At 66.4% G+C, this 5,563-nt stretch carries 4 protein-coding genes; 1 reads left to right on the forward strand and 3 read right to left on the reverse strand.

Translation table 11 applies throughout. The features are described from left to right. A partial coding sequence (locus DI526_RS22975) for a hypothetical protein (RefSeq protein WP_304283246.1) occupies positions 1-217 on the forward strand: 217 nt, incomplete at its 5' end. Between the two features lie 95 nt (positions 218-312). Here DI526_RS22975 and DI526_RS22980 read toward each other — a convergent pair. The 3 genes from DI526_RS22980 to DI526_RS22990 all read right to left on the reverse strand — a co-directional run. Next, positions 313-1,716, reverse strand: coding sequence for a serine hydrolase (locus DI526_RS22980; RefSeq protein WP_304283249.1), 1,404 nt, complete (start codon positions 1,714-1,716; stop codon positions 313-315). Beyond that, positions 1,713-3,992: a DNA topoisomerase IV subunit A gene (gene parC, locus DI526_RS22985; protein WP_304283252.1), complete on the reverse strand. Its 2,280-nt coding sequence runs from the start codon at positions 3,990-3,992 to the stop codon at positions 1,713-1,715. The genes DI526_RS22980 and parC overlap by 4 nt, the downstream gene beginning before the upstream one ends. Before the next feature lie 61 nt (positions 3,993-4,053). After that, positions 4,054-5,563 (reverse strand): alkaline phosphatase (locus tag DI526_RS22990; protein WP_304283255.1); only part of this gene is annotated, 1,510 nt, incomplete at its 5' end.

Raw genomic sequence — 5,563 nt, forward strand, 5'->3', positions numbered from 1 at the left:
GACCGCCACCTTCGACGACGCCCTCAACGCCTACGCCAGCGGAACGGCGGCCCAAAGCAACACCGTCTTCGAATGGAACGGCGACACCTACGTCTTCCACCAGAACGGCGTTGCGGGCCTCGACGCCGGAGACGGCCTGATCAAGCTGGCGGGCGTCACCGGCCTCGTAGTCTCGAACAGCAACAACGTCGCCGGCGACATCGTTTTCGGGGCCTGATGTTCGGAGCTTGCGGTTCTCACCTCGCGTTAGCGGCGTGAGAACCGTCAGCTCTCTTTCGGGGAAGCCCCTACGTCCCCCGGAGGGGCCAGCAACTATCGCGCGATGGGCGCCTTTCCCGGCGGCTTTCCTGGCCGCTGGCTGGCGGGCTGGCCGACCGCGACCTGAGCCGGGCGCTCCATGGCCTGATAGACGAGGCTGCGCGACTGGGCGTCCAGCCCCGGGCCGACCCCGCCAAGACGCTGGATCATGCCGACGAAAAAGAGGTCGTTCGCCGGGTCAATCCAGAACCAGGTGCCGCCGCTGCCGCCCCAGCTTATCGTTCCCCGTCCCACAGGCGCGCCGGACGCCGCCGGATCGACGGCCACCGCGACGTCGAGGCCATAACCCATGCCCGCGGCGAACGGGAACGGGCGCGCGCCCGGCTTCAGGACTCCTGTCGTACCGTTCGTCGTGACCACAAAGCCCGGGGGCAGATGGTTCTGAGTCATCAGGGTCACGGACTCCGGCTTCAGGATCCGCACGCCGTCGAATTCGCCCTTGTTCAGGATCATCTGAGCGAAGCGGGCGAAGTCGCCAGCCGTCGACAGCAAGCCGCCGCCGCCGAGCGGCGCCGCGGGCGGCTTGCTGACGTCGCGCCACGCGCCTTCCACGGCGGGAACCAGCTTTCCCGTCGCCGGATCGGCGTCGTAGAGCGCCGCGAGCCGGCCCATCTTCTCGGCGGGCACATAGAAGGCCGTGTCCTTCATGCCCAACGGCGCGAAGATGTGCTCCTCCATGAAGACCGGCAGAGGCTCGCCCGAGAGCTTCTCGACGATATAGCCCTGGATGTCGGCGGCGACGCTGTAGCGCCAGAGCTGCCCCGGCTCGGAGAACATCGGCAGGGTCGAGACCTTGCGCACCAGCTCCGCGAGCGAACCGGACTGCAGGACGCCAGCCTGATAGTAGGCCTGATCCGCCGGACTGCTGGGATCGTCGGCGATGCCATAGGCGAAGCCTGCCGTATGGGTCATCAGCTCGCGCATGGTCGGCGGCCGCGACAGAGGCGTCAGGATAGGCTGCCCCGCCGCATCGACGCCGCTGGCGATGCGCAGATTGACGAACTCCGGAACGTACTTGCTGATCGGGTCGTCCAGCTTCCAGAGGCCCTGCTCGTACAGGATCATCATGGCCACGCCCGTGACCGGCTTGGTCTCCGAGCGGATGCGGAAGATGGCGTCGAACGGCATGGGCTCGCCGCCCAGCTCGCGCGCGCCGAACGCCTTGGCGTGGACGATACGGCCGTGGCGGGCCAGCAGGGTGACGCCGCCGGCGATCTGGCCGTGATCGACCATCGCCTGCATGTGCTCATCGAGGCGCTTCAAGCGCTCGGCGTTGAAGCCCGCCTCCTCCGGCTTGGCCCTTTGCAGGGCCAGGGCGGGCGTGGCGGCGACGGCCACGCAGCCGAAGGCGCCGGCCAACAGGCTCAACGCATGGCGACGCAGCCGCCCCCAGGTCATTTTGGCTTGAACCGCTTGTTGGTCGCGAAGCCTCGCGGCGCCAGCTTGCCGGCGCCCGCTCGGCGACCGATCCATTCCTTCCATTCCGCCCAATCGCGGCGGCGGCCGGCCGTGTCGATCCAGTAGGCGCCGGTCTCGGCGTTGAACGACAGACCGTCGCGCAGCCCGCCTTCACGGTACGACTGCAGCTTGACGCCCTTGCCGCGCGGCATTTCCGGCAGTTCCTCGATCGGGAAGATCAGGATTTTGCCGTTGTCGCCGATCACCGCGAACTGGTCGCCGACAGCCTCCAGGCAGAAGGCGGCGCCGGCGGCGTCGACGGTCAGGACCTGCTTGCCGGCCTTGCGGTTGGCCAGGGCTTCTTCCTCGGGCATCAGGAAGCCGTAGCCCAGCTTCGAGGCCAGAATGCGTTTGCGTCCCGCCTTGAACGGGAAAACGTCGACGATCTTCACCTTGTCGTCCAGCTCGATCATCATCCGCACCGGCTCGCCGTGCCCTCGCGCGCTTGGCAGCTTATCGCAGCCGATCGTGAAGAACCGGCCGTCGCTGGAGAAGATCAGCAGCTTGTCGGTGGTCTCGGCCGGGACCAGGAAACCCAGCTTGTCGCCTTCCTTGAACTTCAGCTCGGACGGATCGTCGACCTTGCCTTTGGCGGCGCGGATCCAGCCACGCTCCGACAGAATGATCGTGATCGGCTCGCGGACGATCATCGCCTCGATGGCGGCGTCGGCGTCGACGATCGGGGCGTCGGCGAACACCGAGCGGCCGGTGACGCCGGTCGGACGCGCCTTGTCCAGCGGGTGCTGGATCTTCAGCAGCACGGCCCGGACTTCGCCCAGGCCCACGCCGACAAGCTTCCACTGTGCCGCTTCGCTGGCCAGCATGGCCAGGATCCCGTCACGCTCCGCGACCAGCTCGGCGTGCTCGCGGCGGATTTCCATCTCCTCCAGCTTGGCCAGTTGGCGCAGCCGGGTGTTGAGGATGGCGTCGGCCTGGATGTCGGTGAGCGCGAAGGTCTCGATCAGCTTTTCCTTCGGCTTGTCCTCGTAGCGGACGATCCGAATGACCTCATCGAGATTGAGGTAGGCGATCAGCAAGCCGTCCAGGATGTGCAGACGGGCCTCGATCTTGGCCAGGCGGTGGCGGGCGCGTCGGGTCAGGACTTCGCGGCGGTGCGCCAGGAAAGCCATCAGCGCCTGCTTGAGGCCCATCACGCCCGGCGTGCCGCGCGCGTCCAGCACGTTGATGTTGACCGGGAAGCGGCTCTCCAGCGCCGAGAGCTTGAACAGGCTCTCCATCAGCACTTCGGGCTCGACGTTCTTGGACTTCGGCTCGAGGACCAGGCGGATGTCCTCGGCGCTCTCGTCGCGGACGTCGCCAAGCAGCGCGGCCTTCTTGCTGTCGATCAGATCGGCCAGTTGCTCGACCAGATCCGACTTCTTCACCTGGTACGGGATCTCGGTGACGACGATCTGGTACGTCCCCCGACCAGTGTCTTCCTTCTCCCACTTGGCTCGGATGCGTACGCCACCGCGGCCAGTCTCGTAGGTTTCGAGCAGAGACGCACGCGGTTCGACGATCACGCCGCCAGTCGGGAAATCCGGGCCCGGAACCTTCTCCAGCAGCTCTTCGGTCGTCGCGTCGGGATTGGTCAGTAGCAGCTGACAGGCGTCGATCAGTTCGGCGGCGTTGTGCGGCGGGATCGAGGTGGCCATGCCGACCGCGATGCCCGACGAGCCGTTGGCGAGCAGGTTCGGGAAGCCCGAGGGCAGAACCACCGGCTCCTCGTCCTGGCCGTCATAGGTCGGCCGGAAGTCGACCGCGTCCTCATCGATGCCGTCGAGCAGAAGCATCGCCGCTTCCGTCATCTTGCATTCGGTGTAGCGCATGGCCGCAGCGCTATCGCCGTCGATATTGCCGAAATTCCCCTGCCCCTCGACCAGCGGGATGCGCTGGCTGAACTCCTGCGCCAGACGCACCAGGGCGTCGTAGATCGAGGCGTCGCCGTGCGGGTGGAAGTTACCCATCACCTCGCCGACCACCTTGGCGCACTTACGCGCCGCGGCGTCCGGGTTCAGGCGCATGTTGCTCATCGCGTAGAGCACGCGACGGTGCACGGGCTTGAGGCCATCGCGCACGTCGGGCAGCGCCCGCGAGCCGATCGTCGAGAGCGCATAGGCCAGATAACGGCGCGACAGGGCCTCGGTCAGCGGCTCGTCGAGAATGCGGTCGCCGTCGCCGGGGCCGCCGGGGGGAGGAAGGACAGGCTTGTTCATCGAGGGGATTCGTTACTCCGGGGAGGGAGTCTAGCAGAAATCCCCTCGCTGATTCGAGCGGTTAGGCTTGAACGATCCCCGGCTTTCCCGCCTCCAGCGCCCATTTCGCCCGCGTCGAGAGCTTCCCGTCGCGGCGGCTGACCGCGTCCAGCACCTTGAACTCGGTGACGAAGGCCTTTGGCGTCGCCTCGCAGATCGCGTAGCCGCGCTGATTGTTATTGAACTTCAGCATTGGATTGGCGGCCTGGATCTTGGCGTATTCGTCGCGCTGGTCGACGCCGTCCCCGCCCGAGCTGATCGAGGTGACCACGAACTCCGAGGCGATCGGCGCGGCTTCGCGCTTGGTACCGTCGACATAAAGGTCGCCGGCGAAGTTCTGGTGCTCGTCGCCGGTCAGCACGACCACATGGCCGACCTTGGCGTCGTGGATCTTGCTCAACAGTCGACCGCGCGGGATGCGATAGCCGGCCCAGGAGTCCGGATTGACGATCACGCCCGGCCCGGGATCACGGTCGAGGTCCATCATCATTACCTGCTGGGCGATGACGTTCCACGTCGCCTTGCCGCCGGTCAGGCCGTCCATCAGCCACTTCTCCTGCGCCGCGCCGATGACCTCGGTGTTCGGCGCGGTGATCGCATCGCACCAGCTCTGCTTGTCGTTGCAGGGCTGGTCCGAGCGGAACTGGCGGGTGTCGAGCAGATTGAGGTTCAGGAGCTGGCCATAGGCGGCTCGACGGTAGATCTGCAGCGACGTACCGACTGGGAAGCTAGAGGCTCGCAACGGCATGTTTTCGTAATAGGCCTGGACGGCCGCTTGGCGGCGCAGGTTGAAGATCTTCGGGTCCGTGCCGTCCTGGTCGATCTCGCCGACCCAGTTGTTGTCGATTTCGTGGTCGTCCCAGACCGTGAACCACGGCGCGGCGGCGTGGGCGGCCTGCAGATCTGTGTCCATCTTGTATTGAGCGTAGCGACGACGGTAGTCGTCGAGACTGTAGATCTCCGAGCCGAAGTGCTGACGGATGTTCTCGGTCGGTCCGTTCAAGCCGTTTGAGACACGGTTGCCGCGCCCTTCGTAGATGTAGTCGCCGTAGCAGAAGACGAAGTCGGGATTGTCCTCGGCGAGGCGGCGATAAGCCGTGTAGTAGCCGCTTTCATAATGCTGGCAGCCCGAGACGGCGAAGCGGACGCGATCCAGCGTCGCGCCCAGCGCGGGAGTCGTGCGGGCGCGGCCCACCAGGCTGCGCTCCTTGCCGACGGTGAAGCGATACCAGTAGTCCCGGTTCGGCTGCAGGCCGGCGACCTCGACATGCACAGAATGCCCAAGCTCCGGCGGCGCGATGGTCGTGCCCTTGGCGACGATGGTGCGCATGTTGGCCGCCTCGGCGACCTCCCAGTCGACCGCCACCGGCGCCATCGGCATGCCGTAGCCGATCTCGAAGGGCTCTGGCGCCAACCGCGTCCAGATCACGAAGCCGTCCGATGACGGATCGCCCGAGGCCACGCCCAACTGAAACGGATAGGTCCGGAACATAGGCTGCGCCAGCGCCTTGCCGGTCTCCAGAGGGATCGAC

Origin of the sequence: Caulobacter segnis, assembly GCF_003243465.1 — a bacterium.
Classification (GTDB): domain Bacteria; phylum Pseudomonadota; class Alphaproteobacteria; order Caulobacterales; family Caulobacteraceae; genus Caulobacter; species Caulobacter segnis_A.